The sequence below is a fragment of the Aminobacter sp. MSH1 genome, from assembly GCF_003071665.1.
GTDB lineage: Bacteria > Pseudomonadota > Alphaproteobacteria > Rhizobiales > Rhizobiaceae > Aminobacter > Aminobacter niigataensis.
The window spans coordinates 227166-244671 of sequence record NZ_CP026265.1 but is presented as its reverse complement, the minus strand read 5'-3'; the positions used below and the strand labels follow the sequence as shown (position 1 = coordinate 244671).

Sequence of the window (17506 nt, the reverse complement as noted above, 5' to 3'; positions counted from 1 at the left end):
GTCAATGCGCCTCGTCCCAGCTGTTGGCGCCATGGGCGTCGACATGCAGCGGCACCGACATCGACACCGCCGGCATGGCGGCGTTTTCCATGACATGGCGGACGACGGGGATGGTTGCCTCGACCTCGTGCTCGACGGTTTCGAAAATCAGTTCGTCGTGCACCTGCAGCAGCATCCGAGCCGACAGTCTGGCGGCGATGAGAGCGTCCTCCATGCGGATCATGGCGCGGCGGATGATGTCGGCTGCTGTACCCTGCAGGCGTGCGTTGATCGAGGCGCGTTCGTTGAAGGCGCGCACCGAGGGATTGGACGACCGGATTTCCGGATAGTGGATGCGCCGGCCGAAGATGGTCTCGACATAGCCGTTCTCGCGGCAGAACGCCTTGGTCTCGTCCATGTAGGCGCGGATACCGGGGAAGCGCTCGAAATACTTCCTGATGTAGTCGGAGGCTTCCTCGCGCGGGATCGACAGCTGGTTGGCGAGGCCGAAGGCGGAGATGCCGTAGATGATGCCGAAATTGATCGCCTTGGCCCGACGGCGGATCTCCGACGGCATGCCTTCCACCGGAACCGAGAACATCTCGGACGCCGTCATCGCATGGATGTCGACGCCGTCGGCGAAGGCCTGCTTGAGCTGGCCGATGTCGGCGACATGGGCAAGCACGCGCAGCTCGATCTGGCTGTAGTCTGCCGAGATCAGCTTGTTGCCCTTGTCGGCAATGAAGGCAGTGCGGATCTTGCGGCCTTCGGTGGTGCGGATCGGGATGTTCTGCAGGTTCGGGTCCGACGACGACAGCCGTCCCGTCGTGGTGGCGGCGAGCGCGTAGGAGGTGTGGACGCGCTTGGTCTCGGGATTGATGAAGCCGGGCAGGGCGTCGGTGTAGGTCGACTTGAGCTTGGTCATCTGGCGCCAGTCGACGATCTTGCGCGGCAGCTCGTGGCCTTCGGCGGCGAGGTCTTCCAGCACCTGCGCCGAAGTCGACCACTGGCCCGTCTTGGTCTTGGTTCCGCCGGGCAGGCCCATGCGGCCGAACAGGATGTCGCCGAGCTGCTTGGGCGAGCCGATGTTGAAGCGCTCGCCGGCGATTGCGTTGATTTCGTCTTCGAGACGGGCAGCACCCTGGGCCAGTTCGCCCGAAAGCCGCGACAGGATCTGGCGGTCGACCGAGATGCCGCGCTGTTCCATGCGCGCCAGCACCGGCACCAGCGGCCGTTCCAGCCGCTCGTAGACCGAGACCACGCCCTTGGCAGCGAGGCGCGGCTTGAGCACGCGCCACAGCCGCAGCGCCACGTCGGCGTCCTCGGCCGCATAGGCCGTCGCCTTGTCGATGTCGACCTGGTCGAAGCCGACGACATTCCTGCCCGAACCGGCAATCTCCTTGAACGGGATCGGCGTGTGGCCGAGCCACTTCTCCGACAGGGAATCCGTGCCGTGGCCGCCATTGGTGCCGCCGTCGAGCACGTAGGACAACAGCATCGTGTCGTCGAACGAGTGCACGTCGATGCCGTGCCGGTCCAGCACCACGAGATCGTATTTCAGGTTCTGCGCCACCTTGAGCACGGAGGCGTCTTCGAGCAGCGCCTTGAGTGCGGCGATCGCGTCGCGCACGGGTACCTGGTTCTCGACCAGTCCGCCGCCGAGAAGATCGCCGCGGCCGCTCTTGTGGGCCAGCGGCACATAGGCGGCGCGACCGGGTGCCATTGCCAGCGAAAAGCCGACCAGTTCGGCCTGCATCGGGTCGAGCGAGGTGGTTTTGGTGTCGAAGGCGACGACGCCGGCCTGTCTTGCCTCGGCGATCCAGTTGTTCAGGGTCGCCAGGTCGCGGATGGTGACATAGGCGGCATGGTCGAACTTTTGCGAGGCTGCCCGTTCGGCGATCTTGTTGGCGAGGGCGGTGGGAGTGTCGTGCACGTTGCCGCTTTCGGCAGAGGCGGACGAGGGGGCTGCAGCTGCAGCGTTGCCTCCGTTCGCACGCGCTGCAGGAGCCGCGGCGGTCGCCGCCGGTGCCGCTCCCGAACCGACGTCAGGCCCATGCGCGTCAGCGCCCCACTGCACGCTGACAGGCACAGCCTCGACCTCGCCGGCCTCCGTGCCGGTGGCCTCGGCGACGCGGCGCGTCAGCGAGGTGAATTCCATCGTCTTGAGGAAGCCGATCAGCTTCGGCCCGTTGGGCGGCTGCAGCACGAAGTCTTCGAGCACGTCGGTCACCGGCACGTCGACCTTGAGCCGCACCAGCTCGCGCGAAATGCGCGCCTTGTCGGCGTTGTCGATGATCGACTGGCGGCGCTTGTCCTGCTTGATCTCGGCGGCGCGCGCGAGCAGCGTGTCGAGGTCGCCGAACTGTTCGAGCAGCTGTGCCGCCGTCTTCGGGCCGATGCCGGGCACGCCCGGAACGTTGTCGACCGAGTCGCCGGTCAGCGCCTGCAGGTCGATCATCTTCTCGGGCTGCACGCCCCACTTCTCGACGACCTCGGGGACATTGATCTGGCGATCCTTCATCGGGTCGTACATCGACACGCTGGGACCGACGAGCTGCATCAGGTCCTTGTCGGAGGAGACGATGGTGGTGTCGCCGCCGGCCTCGCAGGCGAGCCGGGCATAGGTGGCGATCAAATCGTCGGCCTCGAAACCCTCCATCTCGATGCAGGGCAGCTCGAACGCCTTGGTCGCCTGCCTGATCAGGCCGAATTGCGGGATCAGGTCTTCCGGCGGCGCCGAGCGGTTGGCCTTGTACTCGGGGTAGAGCTCGTTGCGGAAGGTCTTCGAGGAATAGTCGAAGATGACCGCGAAATGCGTCGGCACGACCCCAGCTTCGGTGTTGCGTGCGTCGAGCATCAGCTTCCACAACATGTTGCAGAAACCTGAGACGGCACCGACCGGAAGGCCGTCGGACTTGCGGGTCAGCGGCGGCAGCGCATGATAGGCGCGGAAGATGTAGCCGGAGCCGTCGACAAGGAAGAGATGATCGCCTTTTTTCATGGCGATACGGGTAGCTTGGCATAGCGCGGCTGTCCATGGTCAAGCTGGCCCTGCCGCCGTCTACTGACAAGTCCTTTGCCCGTGCTGGACCGCGGCCGGTGCCGGTCGGCCGGCCCGCCCCCGCGCTCGGGGAACCGGTTTTGGCCCGGCACACCATGAAGAAGCTTTTTACTCTGCGATGCCGTTGCAATGGCGGCTACGGCGCGAGAGCGATGGTATGTTTCAAGTCGCTATCAAGATCACCCACGAGCACATTACGCTGGGGAAGAATTCAGCCCAGTCACCAACATCGGCCATCTTTCGGTGGGTGTTTTCGACAATGCCCTCGTGAGCACTTCCGTCACTATCCATGACGACGATTTCGATGCCCGGGACACCCGGCGTATTACCGGCCGAGGAATACATCGGCGGGCGATGGCAGGGCTGGCTGCGCGCGCCGGGCGATCACGCGCATGTTACAAAAGTGTAATCTTCGTGCCCTTGAATCGCCATGTTCAAAGGAACAAATAATGGGCATCGGCAGTTTTTGCCGAAGTCCGGTCTCAGGCCCGTCCCCCGCCTATCCGGACCCTGCGGCAGCCTCATCCCCCTCTCCGGGCTGCCGCACCGTTTGAAGAATGTGCCGCCGTGGCTCCCCCCTCCACCACGGCGGCACTTTTTTGTCCCGACATTGCCGCGATGGTTTGCGCAGCCTTGGCAGTTGGCCCAATCCTGCCGGCTTTTCGTTTTCTCTTTGGCCAATTAGGTTGCGCCGCAGAAGAATCGAAAGGCACCCCAATGTCCGCTCTCTCGCCGGTCCTCGACCGTCTCGACAACAATCTCGACCAGTCGCTGGAGCGCCTGTTCGGCTTGCTCCGCATCAAGTCGATCTCCACCGATCCGGCCTTTTCAGGCGATTGCCGCAAGGCCGCCGAATGGCTGGTCGCCGACCTCAAGTCGATCGGCTTCGAGGCCAGCGTCCGCGACACGCCCGGCCATCCGATGGTGGTCGCCCACCATGACGGCCCCGCCGGTTCGCCGCATGTGCTGTTTTACGGCCACTACGACGTCCAGCCGGTCGACCCGCTCGATCTGTGGGAAGCCGATCCGTTCGATCCCAAGGTCAAGGAACTGGAGCCCGGCCGCAAGGTCATCACTGGCCGTGGTTCGTCCGACGACAAGGGACAGCTGATGCTGTTCGTCGAGGCCTGCCGCGCCTGGAAAGAGGTACATGGCGGCCTGCCGTGCAAGATCACGCTCCTGTTCGAGGGCGAGGAGGAGTCCGGCTCGCCGTCGCTCAAGCCGTTCCTCGACGCCAATTCGGAAGAGCTGAAGGCCGATTTCGCCATGGTCTGCGACACCGGCATGTGGGACCGCGAGACGCCTGCCATCTCGATTGCCCTGCGCGGTCTCGTCGGCGAGGAGATCACCGTTCATGCCGCCGACCGCGACCTGCATTCGGGCGAATATGGCGGTGCCGCCGCCAACCCGGTGCGCATCCTGGCCAAGGTGCTGGCCGACATCCACGACGACACCGGCCGCATCACCATCCCCGGCTTCTATGACGGCGTCGAGGAAACCCCTTCGCAGATCCTGAAGTCGTGGGAAACGCTTGGCGAGACCGCGGAGAAGTTCCTGGGCGAGGTCGGCCTGTCCATTCCCTCGGGCGAAAAGGGCCGTTCGGTGCTCGAACTGGTCTGGGCCCGTCCGACGGCAGAGTTCAACGGCATCATCGGCGGCTACACCGGCAAGGGTTTCAAGACCGTGATCGCGGCCCAGGCTTCGGCCAAAGTGTCGTTCCGCCTCGTCCACAAGCAGGATCCGGAAAAGATCCGCGCCGCCTTCCGCGAGTTCGTCAGCGCGCGCATTCCCGCCGACTGCAGCGTCGAGTTCGACAAGCATGGCGGTTCGCCGGCGATCCAGCTGTCCTACGACTCGCCGTTCCTCAACAAGGCCAAGGACGCGCTGACCGACGAATGGTCGAAGCAGGCCGTGATGATCGCCGTCGGCGGCTCGATCCCGATCGTCGGCGACTTCAAGACCTATCTCGGCATGGAATCGCTGCTCGTCGGCTTCGGCCTGCCCGACGACCGCATCCATTCGCCCAACGAGAAGTACGACCTGACCTCGTTCCACAAGGGCCAGCGCTCTTGGGCCCGCATTCTCGATGCGCTGACCCGTTCGTGACCGCTTAAGATCAACTTTCTGTTGATTTTTCTTCCGATCGCGGCAAGTGAGAAGCCAAGCCGCGATCGGAGACAATGATGACCATCCGCTTTCACAAGCACGACCTGCCCGACCTCACGCACTACGACGTCGATGCGGTCGCCATCGACACCGAGACGCTGGGGCTGAACCCGCATCGCGACCGGCTTTGCGTCGTTCAGATCTCGCCGGGCGACGGCACCGCCGACGTGATCCAGATCGCGCCCGGGCAGAAGAAGGCGCCGAACCTGACGAGCCTGCTCAGGAACCGCAAGGTGACCAAGCTGTTCCATTTCGGCCGCTTCGACATCGCCGTGCTCTACAACGCCTTCGGCGTCATGGCCGAGCCGGTGTTCTGCACCAAGATCGCCTCGCGCCTGACCCGCACCTACACCGACCGCCACGGCCTCAAGGACATCTGCAACGAGCTTCTCGGCGTCAGCCTGTCGAAGCAGCAGCAGTCGTCGGACTGGGCAGCCGAGACGTTGTCGCCCGAGCAGCTCGAATATGCTGCATCCGACGTGCTTTACCTGCATCGGCTGCGCGACGTGCTGGCCGGCAGGTTGGAGCGCGACGGCCGCACCAAGGAGGCCGAGGCCTGCTTCCGCTTCCTGCCCGTCCGGGCGAAGCTCGACCTGATGGGCTGGGACGAAGAGGACATTTTCGCCCATAGCTGACGCAGCGGCAGGTTCTGTCGAGGGAACGAACGGACAGGCTTGGCCGTTTGGGGTGCGTTACCTGATGAAAGGACGCACCCGAATGGCCACGACTCGTGAAGAAATCCAGACCGAACTCGAAGCGCAGGTTTCCCAGCTCACCAAGCAGGTCGCATCGCTGACCAAGGCGATGTCCAAGCGCAGTGCAAGTGCCTTGGCGGAAGGCCGCGATAGTGCCTCCGAACTTTATGACGGCTTCTACGACCGCTTCACCGAGGCCCTGCCGGTGATGCGCAAACAGGCGCGCGCGGCGCAGAAGACCGCCCAGGACAATCCGATGACGACTGCACTTGTCGGCGTCGCCGTTTTCGGCTTGCTCGCGGCTTTGCTTACCCGTCGATGAGTTTTGCCGCCGCGTGGCTTTACCAGGCCGCGCGGTCGGCTATCGTTGGTTCGCAAATCTGAGGGATCCGCATGAGCGCCAAGACACCCATCGCCACCGCCCCGACGGACGGTTCCAAGGTCACGGTCTACTGGACCGACCGCGACGGCCAGGAAAATGAATCGCTCGCCCAGTACCGCTCCCTGGCGCGGCTGAAGGCGGCCGGCGGGCAGTGGGACGAAACCGACGAGGGCTGGTGGGCCTATGTCGACAGCGATACCCAAAAGCGCATCGCCCCGCATTCGTGGGCGGCACCCGGCGGCGACGAAGACGAAGAATGAGCGTATGCTCGGCGTTGCCAGCCTGGGAGAACAGCCATGGCCGAGAGACCCGATCAGAAAGAGCACGAATTCATGGTCACGGCCGTCGAGCCGGCGAGGGAGCCTACCCTTGACGGGGTCGCGGTGACGCTGGTCGACGCGCGCGGCGGCCGCGTGCGCTTGCACATGGACACCGACATGGCCGAACTCCTGCGCGAGCGCATCTCGGCCGCGCTCAACAAGACAATCGGGCCGTGAAGTCGCGCTCAAGCCTGATCAGGCTTGGTCAAATGCATGCCTGCCGGTGAGGCTTTCGATCCTGATGCGAAAAAACACCGGAAGGACTGCTGTTGCGGGTGGGGCTGACGCTGGCTTCAGGTCTCCGGGCTCCCACCAGTTGGCGTGCTGTTGAAGGGACGACAAGGCGTGGCTCCGGTTGCGTTGCCATTGTGGTGTGTCCGGCATCTCTTCATAGACACCGTAGACGATGACGCTTCGCCATTCGCGATTTGCGCTGAACTCGTCGACCTGGACGCAGACATGAGCGTTCTTGCGCATCCAGTCGATCTTCTGTCCGGGCATTGAAAAGCCGTACAGATGATTTTCCGACACCGCGTAGTGGAAGGGAACGAGATAGGGCTGGTTGTCCTTGGCACAGGCCAGCCGTCCAAATCGCCTTGATGAGAGGAACGAGATATTTTCCTCTCGCGTCGTCTCCTGCACGATCATCTTGCGCCTCGGCCGGTCCGTTACAATGTCTTGTCTTGGCCAGATAGCGGCGCCCGGAGACGCCGCCGTCAACTGACAATCAGCGGCTAGCTGGCCTTGGCCATATGCCACACGCCGCCCATGCCTTCGCCGTTCATATCGCCGGCTTTCTTGTCCTTGGCATAGGTATACAGCGGCTTGCCGTCATAAGCCCACATCTTGGTACCGTCGGTACGGTCCACGATGGTCCATTTGCCGTCGGCCTTTGCCCCGGCGTCAGCCTTGAGTGCGGGCCAGGATGTCGCGCATTCCTCGTAGCAGGCCGATGTTCCGGCCTTGTCCTTGTCGAATGTGTAGAGCGTCATGCCCTGAGCGTCGGTGTAGATATTGCCCTTCGCGGTTTTCGTCATCATTGCAGGTTCGGCCGCAAAGGCCAGTCCGGCTGTCATGCCGATAGCCGTGAGCGCGGTCGCAAGTCCAAGTGCAATGCGTTTCATGTCAATATTTCCTTATTGTTATTAGTAGGCGGTCGAATGCCGCCATGAGCTAAACGGCTGCCGAGGAAGCTTCGTTCCGGTCAAGGTCGAACTAATCGAGCGGGCAGATGTCGGCAGCTCTTGTGAGCTCATGCTTTTCCGCCAGCGGCACCTGTTTTCAGGCAGACGCAAATATTCTGCACCCTCCTTTGAACCTTTTCTCTCCTGGAGCCGACCAAGCTTCGTGAGGTGGACAAATCTGTTTCAAAGGAGAGAACCCATGAGTGCACTACGCAATGTCATCCTGGCCGTGGTCGCGGCCTCCGCCGTGACCGCATGTCAGTCGACCGAAATACGCCGCTGCGAATGGAAGCCGAAGGATCCGCGCTACCTTGAGAGCAGCAACTGCTGCAACAAGAACGATCCGTCGAGCCCCTGCTACAAGAGCAGCGACCGGCCGGATCGCCCCGACAAGCCGAACGACCCGCGCCCGAACGATCCGATTCCGGGTTGATTTCTGGCAATTCCACGGCCGCCGCCTCCGAGAAGGTCGGCGGCCTTGGCATGATATCCACTGCCTTGCCTGTGGGCACGCAGGCGCCGCCACTTAATCCCTCCTTAAATCGCCGCATTTACTGTTCAACCGGAACGCCATTGGCATGGGGGCCGGACAAACAGGTATGGCGAACCGGAAAGACAGACGCATCGAGCCCAGCTTCGATGGACCGCGCGATGAGGCGGAGGACGATGTCTTTTCGGTGCGCGAGGAGGACCGCGTCGTGCCCAGCCGCCGCAAGGCCCCGACCAAGCGCAAGTCTTCCAAGACGCGGTCGACATCGCGTGGACGGTCCAGCAAACCCAAACGAGGCATCTTCGGCATCTTTGGCCGGCTGGTCTACTGGGGCTTCGTGCTGTCCATCTGGGGCGGCATCGCTGCCGCCGGCATCGTCGTCTATTACGGCGCCAAGATGCCGAGCTCGACGACCTGGGCCATCCCCGATCGTTCGCCCAACATCAAGATCATCGGTGTCGACGGCAGGCTGGTCGCCAATCGCGGCATGACCGGCGGCGAGGCCGTCGGCCTGCACGAGATGTCGCCCTATATCCCGCAGGCCGTGATGGCGATCGAGGATCGCCGCTTCTATTCGCATTTCGGCTTCGATCCGATCGGCCTTGCGCGCGCGCTGTCGACCAGGGTCCTGCACGGGCGCTTCACCCAGGGCGGCTCGACGCTGACCCAGCAGCTCGCCAAGAACCTGTTCCTCAAGCCCGATCGCACGCTGGAACGCAAGGTGCAGGAGGTGCTCCTGGCGCTGTGGCTGGAGCAGAAGCACACCAAGGACCAGATCCTCGAAATGTACCTCAACCGGGTCTATTTCGGCTCGGGCTCCTACGGTGTCGAAGCTGCCTCGCGGCGCTATTTCGGCAAGTCCTCGCGCGACGTGACGCTGGCCGAGGCTGCCTTGCTCGCCGGCCTGCTCAAGGCGCCGTCGCGCCTGTCGCCGGCGCGCGACCCCAAGGCCGCAGAGGCCCGCGCCCAGCTCGTGCTGGGGGCGATGCGCGGCGAGGGCATGATCGGCGAGAAGGAGCTGAAGACGGCGATGAGCGCGCCGGCAACGCGCGCCGCCTCGTTCTGGACCGGTTCGGAAAACTATGTCGCCGACCGCGTCATGGAAGAATTGCCTGGCCTGATCGGCGAGGTGCGCTCCGACATCATCGTCGACACCACAGTCGACATGACGTTGCAGGACCTGGCCGAGAAGTCGATCCGCCGGCTGATCGACGAGAGCGGCCAGAAGCTCAATGTCAGTCAGGGCGCGCTGGTGTCGATCGACAATTCCGGTGCCGTGCGCGCCATGGTCGGCGGCTACGACTATTCGACCAGCCAGTTCGACCGCGCCTCCGAGGCGCGCCGCCAGCCGGGATCGGCCTTCAAGCCGTTCGTCTACATGGCAGCCCTCGAGCAGGGCCGTACGCCCGACAGCATGCGCAACGACGCGCCGATCAAGATCGGCAAATGGACGCCGGAAAACTACAACGGCAAATATTTCGGCCGGGTCACGCTGAAGACCGCGTTGGCGAAGTCGTTGAACTCGGTAGCAGCACAGCTCGCCATGGAAGTCGGCCCCAACGCGGTCGTTGAGGCAGCCCATCGCATGGGCATCGAATCCGACCTCCAGCCCAATGTCTCGATCTCGCTTGGCACCTCCGAGGTGACGCCGCTGGAGCTGACGGCGGCCTATGTGCCGTTCGCCAATGGCGGCTACCGCCCCGAAGTGCACATGATCCGCCGCGTCACCACGGCTGACGGCAACGTGCTCTACGAGAACACCTCGGGCGGTGGCCCACGCGTCATCAGCCCCGAAGTGGTCGGCATGATGAACGCGATGATGACCGGCGCGGTCGAGGAGGGCACGGCCAAGAAGGCTGCCTTCGCATGGCCGGCGGCCGGCAAGACCGGCACCAGCCAGAATTCGCGCGACGCCTGGTTCGTTGGCTATACCGCCAACCTCACCACCGGCGTGTGGTTCGGCAACGACGACGGCAAGCCGATGAAGAAGGTCACCGGCGGCGCGCTGCCTGCGCTGGCCTGGCATGAATTCATGGTCGCCGCGCATGAGGGCGTCCCGGTGGCTGCGTTGCCGGGCTCCTGGACGCCGCAGCCTGCGGCCCCCGCTGTCGCAGTCGAGGACCAGCCGCTCGACGAAGACACCTTCCCGGCAGCACCCCAGCCTGTCCGGCAGCAGGTCGGCGATGCAACTGGCATGTCGCAGGAGCCGACGGCTTCGATACGCCGCCCGGTGCCGCCCGCCGACGTTGGCGGCCCGGTCCAGCGCCGCGAAACGTCGATCCTTGACGTTCTGCTGGGCAACTAGACGCCCCGGCCATCCGGCAACTGTGTCCGCACTGCCCACGGAATTCAGCCGCGGACATAGTGTTGCCCGAATGCTTCAGGTCGGGGAAAACCCGCCAGGGTTGTGGCCTGTCAGGTGCTCCTATTATTACGAATCGCTAATTTAGAGATATAGGATTCCCTCATCGAATCTCAGGCGAGGGGCCATCCGTGAAGACTCTTCTCTCAAGCGTCTGCCTTGCAGCGCTGACCACATCCGCATTTGCAGCAGATGCCCTGGCGCCGGTCGACGACACGGTCGTCCGCCAGATCTCGGGCTATGGTGAAATCTACGGCGGCGGTGTGTGGTTCGATGAATTCGACGACGGTGACATCTGGGCCTATGGCGGCGCCGTGCGCATCAACGTGCCCTTCGCCGAGCGCTGGAACGCACAGGGCGACCTCACCGTCGATGCCATCGACATCGAAGGCACCAGGCTGCACAGCATCGGCGGGGTCCTGCATCTCAACTGGCGCGATCCCGCATCTTACGCTGTTGGCGGCTTCGCCGAGGTCAAGACCTATGGCTTCTCCGATGGTGGCCCCGACCAGGATATCTGGGACTGGAAGGTCGGTCCCGAGGCTCAGGTCTATTTCGGCAACGTCACCCTTTACGGCCAGGCCTATTACGGTGGGCTTGAAGCTGACGGGCTGCCCTTCGACGTCGATCTGATGGGCATTCGCGGCGTGGCGCGCTACTTTGCGCAGGACAACCTGCGCTTCGACGCCGAGCTTGGCTTCCACCGGATGAATATCAGCCAGGGCGGCATGGAGCTGGATTTCGACGTCGTCGCCTTGGCTCTCCAGGCGACCTACCGCTTCACCGACACCCCTTGGTCGGTCTTCGGTCGTTATCAGTATGAAAACGTCTCGATATCGGAGGCGTCGGATAGCCTGGACCTGCACAAGCTCACGGTCGGCCTGCGCGCCAGCTTCGGCAGCGGAACGCTGCTCGACGAGGACCGCAACGGCGCCACGATGGACACTTACCGGCCGAATTTCGTCCTGCCACTCGTCGGCGGCTGACCGCCACTTCAGACGCAAAACGAAGCCGCGCAGGCAACTGTGCGGCTTTTGCTTGCCTGGACCTGCGCAGGCCGATTCAGTCGGCGAGGCTTGGGGCACGGGACGGTGTCCGCCGGCCTTCCACCATCCCCCGTCGATGGCGCGGGCGATCTCGCGTATTTCTGACTGCCTGGGGCGAGGTCAGGCGCCGATTGACATATAATACGGCGACATACTATATGGCGACATATGACAATGCTTGAGCAAAAACACCTCGCTTTACTGGACGAAGCCAAGCGCCGGGGCCAGCCCGAAACCGGCTTGCGGCTGTGCCTGGAAATTCTGGCGCTATCGTCGGCGATCGACCGGGATTGTGCCGCACGCCTTGCCCCGCATCAGCTTTCCGAGGGCAAGTTCGTGCTGTTGTTCTTGCTGCACGATCACCCTGACGGGCTCTCGCCACACGAGTTGGCCGAGCGCGCCGGCGTCACGCGCGCGACGATCACCGGGCTGCTCGACGGGCTCGAACGCGACGGTTTCCTTGCGCGCCATGCGGGTCTTGAGGACCGCCGCAAGGTCTCGGTGCGCCTCAGCGCCAAGGGACAGGCGGCGGCGCGTGTCCTGTTCGACGAGCATACCAAGTGGATCGCCACGCTGTTCGCCGGCTTCAGCGCCGACGACAGGCAAGTGCTTGGCGATCTGCTGCGCCGTGTCTGGCGAAATCTCGATCCCGCCGTGACACAGGCCGAGGCAGCCAACCTGGGCTGAACCCGGTCTCCCACCGCCCCCATCAATCCCGCGTGTGCGGCCGCATCCCGTGGCCGTGGGCAGCGCTTTATCGAAAGGAAACACCGTGGCGCACTATCTGGCCGAGCTCTATACCCCGAAACCCGCATGGCAGGCGCTCGACGCCGCCGGGCGGCAGGCCTTCTTCGAGGCCATAGGTGCCGGCATGGCTGCCCTGTCGGCGCTCGGCGTCGAGGCCATCGCACTGGGCGAAACCGATGCCACCAAGATGCATCCTGCGCCGTATCGCTTCTTCGCCATCTGGAGCTTCCCCGACAATGCCGCGTTGGATGCGCTGTTGCAGGGCATCGCCGCATCGGGATGGCACGACTATTTCGACACGATCAATGCGTCTGGACCCGGCACCGATCTGCCCGGCCATCTCGCCCAGCTCGCCGCCAGCAGGTGAAGCTGATTATGCCGACACGGGGCCCGTCGGGCCTGGTTGCTCGAACCCTCCGGCCGGTCAGGCCGCTACCGGCGCGCCTGGCTCCGGTTCGCCGGCCGGCGGCGTGCCGGCATTTGCCATCACCTGCTCGACGATCCCGCGCGCGATCTCGCGCTCGCCCATGATCACCTTGTCGGCACCAAGGCCGGTGAGGTGGTCGACCTCGGCGTCGGAATGGGCGCGTGCGATGATGACCATCGCGGGATTGGCGGCCTTGGCCTTGAGAATGATCTGGCCGGCCTCGAAGGCATTGGGGATAGCCAGGATCAGCCGTCTGGCCCCGGCGGCATTGGCGGAGGCGAAGACCTCGCCCTTGACCGCGTTGCCGGCGACAGTCTCGATCCCCTCGGCCTTGAGCCTGGCGATCGTCTTGTCGGCGTCCTCGATGACCAGGAACTCCATTCCGGCGGCCTTCAGGGACTGGCCGACGAGCGAGCCGACGCGGCCGTAGCCGATCAGGATCGTATGGCCGGTCAGCTTGGTCGGCGGCGGCGCGTCCTCGTCGTCCTTCACAGGCACGGTCGTCGTGGTCGCAACCTCGCCGGGTTCGGTCGCCGGGCCGATCGGGACGGCTTCGACGGCTTCGGGGATACCGGCGCGCTTTTCGAGCCAGGGCTTCAGCCTGGCAGCGCCGGCAAAGGCCAGCGGATTGAGCACGATCGACAGGATGGCGCCTGCCAGGATCAGGTCGCGGCCCTGCTCTGGCAAGAGGTCGAGGCTAACGCCGAGGCCGGCCAGCATGAAGGAGAACTCGCCGATCTGCGCCAGGCTCGCCGAAATGATGAGCGCCGTTGCGATCGGGTAGCCGAAGGCGATGACGATCAGGAAGGCCGCGACCGACTTGCCGATCAGGATGATGAACAGCGTGCCGAGGATCGGCCAGGTGTTGCTGAGCAGGCTGGTCGGGTCGAACAGCATGCCGACCGAGACGAAGAACAGCACCGAGAAAGCGTCGCGCAACGGCAGCGTCTCTTCGGCCGCCTGGTGGCTGAGTTCGGACTCGCTCATCACCATGCCGGCGAAGAAGGCGCCGAGCGCCAGCGACACGCCGAACAGCTTGGCGGCACCGAAGGCGACGCCGAGCGCGATCGCAAGCACCGACAGGCGGAACAGTTCGCGCGAGCCGGTATGGGCGACGTAGTGCAGCAGCCACGGAATGATGCGGCGTCCGACGACCATCATCAGCACGACGAAGGCCGCGACCTTGGCAAGCGTGATGCCCAGCACGCCCCATACGCCGACGTCGAAGCCCAGCGCGAGGATGTTGGGCGCCTGCGATGCCTGCTGCTCGCCGCCGAGCACGCCGGCCAGCGCCGGCAACAGCACCAGCGCCAGCACCATCGCCAGGTCCTCGACGATCAGCCAGCCGACGGCGATGCGGCCGCGCTCGGTCTCGATCATGCGCCGCTCCTGCAGCGCGCGCAGAAGCACCACGGTAGAGGCGACCGACAACGCCAGGCCGAAGACGAGGCCCGCGCCCAGCGACCAGCCGAGCATCCAGGCGAGGCCGACGCCAAGTACCGTGGCAAAGGAAATCTGCACGACCGCCCCGGGCACCGCGATGGCGCGCACCGATAACAGGTCCTTGAGCGAGAAATGCAAGCCGACGCCGAACATCAGCAGGATGACGCCGATCTCGGCGAGTTCCAGTGCCAGCTCCTGGTCGGCGACGAAACCGGGCGTGTTCGGCCCTACCAGCACGCCGGCGATCAAATATCCGACGAGCGGAGGCACTCTGAAGCGGTTGGCGAGTGCGCCGAAGATGAATGCCAGCCCCAGACCGGCGACGATAGTAGCGATGAGGGGCGTGTCATGCGGCATTGTCCCGGCGGCACCTTTCGGAAAGTCAAAATTGTGTGGGGTGCGGCGGTGAAATCCGCTGCATTTCCAATATGGTGGACGCAGGTCAGCATGCGCAACCCTGTGCGGCCAAGAAACTTGGCTCGTGCCGAAAAAAAGTGCCGGCATCGCTGCCGGCACTCCTCGCCTGGTTGCTGGGGAATTACTTCTGCGGGTCAGGCCGCCATCAGGATCGTCTCGATGTCGGACACGCTGTGATTGGTCAGCGTCTTCGGAATTTCGGCTGAGACGCGCTCATCGACTTCCTTGTGCAGCTTCTTGCGCAATTCGCCGAGCACCAGGGGTGGCGCCACCAGTACGATCTCCTGGAAATCGCCGGCATGGGCGAGCTTGTACAGGCGAGCTGCGATTTCGTCGGCGAAGCGCTCCTTGGCGACCCTGTGCCAATCGGTGTCGTCGACCGCGCTGCGATGGATCGAAGGGCCGTCGCTGTAGCGGCCGGGGCGATCGCTGCCCTGCTCGCGCGTCGGCGGGTTGTCCTGCTCCATCTCGCGCACGACCTCAAGGTTCGGATATTTGGTGTCGCCCTGGTTCTTCAGGAACAGCGCCTTTTCGCCATCTGCCACCAGCACCCAGATCCCGTGCTTCAGATTGATGTGCGTCATCTCGTGCTCCTTCTTGTCCGCATCGTCCCCGCTTGGTGAACGCGGGGGCGACGGCACGGTTCCGAATGACGGCCGCGATGGCGGCGAAGGGCATCTGCCCGTAATTCTACTAATTTGGTAGAAATTAGGAAAAACGCGTTTCGGGGCACCATCGTCTTCCTTGCGAGCAAGCACTATGGATTGGCGATCTGTGCGGGCGGCACCTGGCCGCGGACCCGGTGAATGCAGGCGATTGTCGGGCTTCGCAGAGGCAGCCGGCTGCCAATGGCCGCAGCAGCGAGGCAGGGATTGAAATACCCTGGCATCGCCGCGGTGGAATATTTTTCTCCTCGGGCTGGGGCGCGGGCAAAAGCGATTGCCTCCCATCTCGACGCGCGCGAGTGCATTTCTTCTGCAGCGCAGCAATGGCGGCTAGAAATGACGGGTATTCCGGAAACCCTCGCGTCATGACTCAAGCCGCCGCCAAGTTGAACGCCTTCCCGATCTTCCTCAAGGTCGAAGGCGAAGCCGTGGTCATCGTCGGCGGTGGCGACGAGGCGCTGGCCAAGGCGCGGCTGCTCGGCCAGTCGAGCGCCGAAATCCGCATCATCGCCGATCATGTCGAGCCGCAGCTCCGCGACTGGATTGCCGCCAACGGCGCGACCCGCATTCACGCTGCCTATGACGCCTCGCTGATCGGTCGTGCCGTCATGGTCTTCGCCGCGACCGGCAACGAAGCGCTCGATCGCCGCATCTCCCAGGACGCACGCGAGCTTGGCATCGTCGTCAACGCCGTCGACCGTCCTGAACTCTGCGATTTCTTCACGCCCGCGCTGGTCAATCGTGCGCCGGTAGTCGTCGCCATCGGTACTGAAGGCGCAGGGCCGGTCCTCGCCCAGATGATCCGCGCTCGCATCGACCGCATGCTGTCGCCCCAGCTTGGCGCGCTGGCCACGCTGGGTGCCAGCTTCCGTGATTCCGTCGAGCGTTTGTTGCCCAAGGGCAATGTCCGCCGCGGCTTCTGGCGCGAGTTCTTTGAAGGCGCCCCCGCCCGGACACTGGACAACGGTACGTTGGCCCAGGCGCATGACGCGGCAACCGAGCTGCTGCTTCGAAACGGCGAAGCCAAAGGGCATGTCGCGCTCGTCGGTGGCGGTCCCGGCGCCGAGGACCTTTTGACCCTGCGCGCCCATCGCCTGCTGATGGAAGCCGACGTCATCGTCCACGATGCGCTGGTGCCCGAGGCGGTGATCTCGATGGGCCGCCGTGACGCAGAACGCCTGCCGGTCGGCAAGCGCAAGGGCTGCCATTCCAAGACCCAATCCGAGATCAACGACCTGCTGGTCGAACTGGCCCGGGCAGGCAAGCGCGCGGTGCGCCTCAAGTCGGGCGATCCGCTGGTCTTTGGCCGTGCCGGCGAAGAGATGCAGGCGATGCGCGATGCCGGCGTCTCCTACGAGGTCGTGCCGGGCGTCACCTCGGCCTTCGCCGCTGCCGCCGATTTCGAGCTTCCGCTGACGCTGCGCGGCGTCACCTCTTCGATGGTCTTCACGACCGGCCACGACCTCAAGGGCGGCTCGCTGCCCGACTGGGCCAAGCTCGCCATCTCGGGCGCCACTGTTGCCGTCTATATGGGCCGCTCGGTCGCTGCCGATGTCGCCGGGCGCCTCATCGATGCCGGGCTGTCGCCCGACACGGCGGTTGCCGTCGTCGAGAATGCCAGCCTGAAGAACCGCCGCCGTTTCCATGGCACGCTCGCCGACCTGCCGTCGCTCGAAGCGCGCAGCGATCTCGATGGACCTGTCATGACCATCATCGGCGATGCGGTCGCCGGCGCCAATTTCGAACTTTCCGAGCCGCTGGCGGCACACAGGCACGAACAGGCCGCGCGTGCGGCGCTCGAAGGAAGCAGGGCATGAAGATCCTTACCGCCAACCGGCTGACCGACGGCGAGGCCGTATGGTTCGCAGCCGACGGCACCTGGGCTGAGACCATCGATGTCGCCGAGACCGTCGACGACAAGGCCGGCGAAGCCCGCCTCGAGGCGATAGGCAAGGCCGCCCACGACAACAACGAGGTGGTCGACGTCAACCTGATCGACGTGTCGCTGGTCGGCGGCACCATACGCCCCCTGAGGCTGCGCGAGGCGATCCGCGCCGCCGGCCCGACCAACCGCCTTGACCTTGGCAAGCAGGCCCGGCCCTCGGCCGGTGCCGCCTGAGAC

The 17506-nt window shown here is 64.4% G+C and carries 18 protein-coding genes; 13 read left to right on the top strand and 5 right to left on the bottom strand.

Annotated features, from left to right (window positions below):
- Position 1: 1 nt before the first annotated feature.
- Complete coding sequence (polA, locus tag CO731_RS01235) at positions 2-2980, bottom strand: DNA polymerase I (RefSeq protein ID WP_108605598.1); 2979 nt, start codon at positions 2978-2980, stop codon at positions 2-4.
- Between the two features lie 777 nt (positions 2981-3757).
- On the opposite strand from polA, the gene CO731_RS01225 reads away from it, so the two are divergent.
- The 5 genes from CO731_RS01225 to CO731_RS01205 all read left to right on the top strand — a co-directional run bounded on the left by CO731_RS01225 (position 3758) and on the right by CO731_RS01205 (position 6780).
- Positions 3758-5146, top strand: a complete 1389-nt coding sequence (locus CO731_RS01225; RefSeq protein ID WP_108605596.1) for a M20/M25/M40 family metallo-hydrolase — start codon at positions 3758-3760, stop codon at positions 5144-5146.
- A 77-nt stretch (positions 5147-5223) separates the two neighbouring features.
- Positions 5224-5841, top strand: coding sequence for a ribonuclease D (locus CO731_RS01220; RefSeq protein ID WP_183263008.1), 618 nt, complete (start codon positions 5224-5226; stop codon positions 5839-5841).
- An 82-nt stretch (positions 5842-5923) separates the two neighbouring features.
- Complete coding sequence (locus tag CO731_RS01215) at positions 5924-6223, top strand: hypothetical protein (protein WP_108605594.1); 300 nt, start codon at positions 5924-5926, stop codon at positions 6221-6223.
- A 71-nt stretch (positions 6224-6294) separates the two neighbouring features.
- Positions 6295-6543, top strand: coding sequence for a hypothetical protein (locus CO731_RS01210; protein ID WP_108605593.1), 249 nt, complete (start codon positions 6295-6297; stop codon positions 6541-6543).
- Positions 6544-6579: 36 nt separating this feature from the next.
- A complete protein-coding gene (locus tag CO731_RS01205; RefSeq protein ID WP_108679397.1) occupies positions 6580-6780 on the top strand; it encodes a hypothetical protein in 201 nt (66 codons plus the stop codon).
- 18 nt (positions 6781-6798) lie between these two features.
- Here CO731_RS01205 and CO731_RS01200 read toward each other — a convergent pair whose 3' ends face one another.
- Together CO731_RS01200 and CO731_RS01195 are read right to left on the bottom strand one after the other, a co-directional pair.
- Positions 6799-7251, bottom strand: a complete 453-nt coding sequence (locus CO731_RS01200) for a pyridoxamine 5'-phosphate oxidase family protein (protein ID WP_108605592.1) — start codon at positions 7249-7251, stop codon at positions 6799-6801.
- Between the two features lie 86 nt (positions 7252-7337).
- Entirely contained in the window at positions 7338-7727 is a 390-nt protein-coding gene (locus CO731_RS01195; RefSeq protein WP_199914531.1) for a hypothetical protein, read from the bottom strand.
- 259 nt (positions 7728-7986) lie between these two features.
- On the opposite strand from CO731_RS01195, the gene CO731_RS01190 reads away from it, so the two are divergent.
- The 5 genes from CO731_RS01190 to CO731_RS01170 all read left to right on the top strand — a co-directional run bounded on the left by CO731_RS01190 (position 7987) and on the right by CO731_RS01170 (position 12799).
- Entirely contained in the window at positions 7987-8220 is a 234-nt protein-coding gene (locus tag CO731_RS01190) for a hypothetical protein (RefSeq protein ID WP_108605591.1), read from the top strand.
- Between the two features lie 166 nt (positions 8221-8386).
- On the top strand, positions 8387-10582 hold the full coding sequence (locus CO731_RS01185) for a transglycosylase domain-containing protein (protein ID WP_108605590.1): 2196 nt from the start codon (positions 8387-8389) through the stop codon (positions 10580-10582).
- Positions 10583-10770: 188 nt separating this feature from the next.
- Entirely contained in the window at positions 10771-11625 is an 855-nt protein-coding gene (locus CO731_RS01180) for a hypothetical protein (RefSeq protein WP_108605589.1), read from the top strand.
- A gap of 228 nt (positions 11626-11853) precedes the next feature.
- Positions 11854-12372, top strand: coding sequence for a MarR family transcriptional regulator (locus CO731_RS01175; protein ID WP_108605588.1), 519 nt, complete (start codon positions 11854-11856; stop codon positions 12370-12372).
- A gap of 85 nt (positions 12373-12457) precedes the next feature.
- Positions 12458-12799: a DUF6616 family protein gene (locus CO731_RS01170; protein WP_108605587.1), complete on the top strand. Its 342-nt coding sequence runs from the start codon at positions 12458-12460 to the stop codon at positions 12797-12799.
- A 57-nt stretch (positions 12800-12856) separates the two neighbouring features.
- Here CO731_RS01170 and ybaL read toward each other — a convergent pair whose 3' ends face one another.
- Both ybaL and CO731_RS01160 read right to left on the bottom strand, forming a co-directional pair.
- Positions 12857-14659, bottom strand: coding sequence for a YbaL family putative K(+) efflux transporter (gene ybaL, locus CO731_RS01165; protein ID WP_108605586.1), 1803 nt, complete (start codon positions 14657-14659; stop codon positions 12857-12859).
- Positions 14660-14853: 194 nt separating this feature from the next.
- Entirely contained in the window at positions 14854-15303 is a 450-nt protein-coding gene (locus CO731_RS01160) for a host attachment family protein (protein ID WP_108605585.1), read from the bottom strand.
- A gap of 222 nt (positions 15304-15525) precedes the next feature.
- On the opposite strand from CO731_RS01160, the gene CO731_RS28535 reads away from it, so the two are divergent.
- From CO731_RS28535 to CO731_RS01150, 3 genes are read left to right on the top strand one after another with little or no spacing between them, the layout of a single operon-like run.
- Positions 15526-15753: a hypothetical protein gene (locus tag CO731_RS28535; protein WP_159091515.1), complete on the top strand. Its 228-nt coding sequence runs from the start codon at positions 15526-15528 to the stop codon at positions 15751-15753.
- A complete protein-coding gene (gene cysG / locus CO731_RS01155; protein WP_108605584.1) occupies positions 15750-17201 on the top strand; it encodes a siroheme synthase CysG in 1452 nt (483 codons plus the stop codon). The genes CO731_RS28535 and cysG overlap by 4 nt, the downstream gene beginning before the upstream one ends.
- Positions 17198-17503: a DUF2849 domain-containing protein gene (locus CO731_RS01150; RefSeq protein WP_108605583.1), complete on the top strand. Its 306-nt coding sequence runs from the start codon at positions 17198-17200 to the stop codon at positions 17501-17503. Before cysG ends, CO731_RS01150 begins: the two co-directional genes overlap by 4 nt.
- The last annotated feature ends 3 nt before the right edge of the window (positions 17504-17506 follow it).